Here is a 1,945-nt window from a genome sequence, read left to right as displayed (position 1 = left end):
AAGAGGACGTAATACAAAAAGATCACCTTCATCATTTTTAAGTTTTCCAGGCATAGCGGCTAATCGACCACCATGAAACAAATTCATGAAAAACGTTTCCAAAACATCATCACGATGATGACCTAAAACTAATGCAGAACAGCCCTCCTCACGTGCAATGCGATAGAGATTTCCTCGTCGTAAACGAGAACAAAGGGAACAATATGTCTGCGTCTTTGCCAATTTATCTGTAACAATGGAATAAGTATCCTGATATTCAATACGATAGGGAATTTTATAAGAACTTAAAAAGTCTGGAAGAATATGTTTCGGGAATCCTGGTTGTCCTTGATCAAGATTACAAGCAAGAATTTCAATGGGTAAAAGACCACGCCATTTTAAGTCTAAAAGAAGCGCTAATAAACCATAAGAGTCTTTTCCACCCGATAAAGCGACAAGCCATTTTTTTCCCGTAGAGAGCATAGAAAAATCATCCAAAGCCTGCCGCATATGACGCAAAAGCCGTTTGCGCAATTTATTAAATTCTACGCTGGAAGGAGCAACCCGAAATATTGGATGACATTCATCTGCTTCTCTTTCCAAAAGATCATCTCTCTCTTCGTTTTCTTTTATTGCCTGATATTCAACTGAAACATCATTCATAATACCATATCCTGCACAAGTAATAGCTCGTTTTGCAAAGACAGAAACAAATATAAAGTAAACTTACATTTATGTTTTTTGAATTTATAAAATTAGATACATAAAAAAGAAATGGAACTATATAAGTTTATCGCTCTAAAACATAGCAATAAACTTAATATAGAACCATTCACAAAAAACACTTGTTAACTTCAAAGATTATAAAAAACACACTATTTTGAAGTTATAATTACAGAAAGAGGAAAACATGTTTCCTCATAAAAAATTATCGAGAATAAAATTCAACAACCAAATTAGGTTCCATTTGCACAGCATAAGGAACATCTGCAAAAGCAGGAATACGTGTAAAGGTTGCTTTCATCTGTTTATGATCAGCTTCAATATAATCAGGGACATCACGTTCTGCCAATTGTACTGCTTCTAAAACTAAAACAAGTTGTTTTGATTTTTCCCGAACCTCAATAACATCACCAGGCTTACAACGATAAGATTGAATATTTGTACGCCGCCCATTTACGTTAACATGACCGTGGTTGATAAATTGACGAGAAGCAAAAATTGTAGGTACAAATTTTGCGCGATAGACGACAGCATCCAAACGTGACTCTAACAGACCGATAAGATTTTCACCAGTATCCCCCCGTCGACGAGCGGCTTCTTCATAAGTTTTATGAAATTGCTTTTCTGAAATATCTCCATAAAACCCTTTCAGCTTTTGTTTAGCGCGCAACTGCACCCCATAGTCAGAAAGTTTTCCTTTACGACGCTGTCCATGCTGACCTGGACCATAATCACGACGATTGACGGGAGATTTTGGACGACCCCAAATATTTTCTCCCATACGACGGTCAATTTTATACTTTGTTGTTTCGCGTTTACTCATCGCATTTCCTTTAAAATAAAACACGAGATCTTAAGACCCCAAGGAAACGCGCCCTCCTCTGCCTTTAAATACTAAAGACTGACAGAATACCTTAACATATCAATATGCAAAGTTATCCACGGGACACGTCAATTAATGCCATTTTCTTGAAAGAAAAAGCTGGAACAATTTTATTGATCTCGTATCCCAAAGTCAACTCTTTTCATGAGTTTTAAGCCAAATCCTTTTAATAAACGCTCCGTTGAAGAAGTGACCTTTTTTGATGTTAGCAACACAAAATCTTGATATTTCTTTACAGGTTGCTGCTGTATTTTTTCCGACAATGGCAATAATGATCTGGTATGTTTAGCGATAGCCTTTGCTGGATCAATCCATTTAACGGACCATAAAGCTTGTTCACGAAAGAAGCTAATCAAAAAA

2 protein-coding genes and 1 pseudogene are annotated in these 1,945 nt (G+C 36.3%); all 3 read right to left on the bottom strand.

Features of this window, described 5'->3' with window-relative positions:
* Positions 1-642 (bottom strand): tRNA 2-thiocytidine(32) synthetase TtcA (ttcA, locus tag ACFIO3_RS12305; RefSeq protein WP_375704541.1); only part of this gene is annotated, 642 nt, incomplete at its 3' end.
* A gap of 265 nt (positions 643-907) precedes the next feature.
* Positions 908-1,525, bottom strand: a complete 618-nt coding sequence (gene rpsD / locus ACFIO3_RS12300; protein ID WP_375606882.1) for a 30S ribosomal protein S4 — start codon at positions 1,523-1,525, stop codon at positions 908-910.
* A 170-nt stretch (positions 1,526-1,695) separates the two neighbouring features.
* A pseudogene (locus tag ACFIO3_RS12295) lies at positions 1,696-1,945 on the bottom strand (glutamate racemase); the annotation flags it as partial.

Source organism: Bartonella sp. AD328YNZD (assembly GCF_042196425.1).
Note: the sequence above shows the minus strand (reverse complement) of the source record. Positions and strands in the feature narration are given on the sequence as shown.

Bases quoted from the DNA above. Each gene is read 5' to 3' on its own strand.
- rpsD (WP_375606882.1), bottom strand. From the start codon at position 1,525: ATGAGTAAACGCGAAACAACAAAGTATAAAATTGACCGTCGTATGGGA.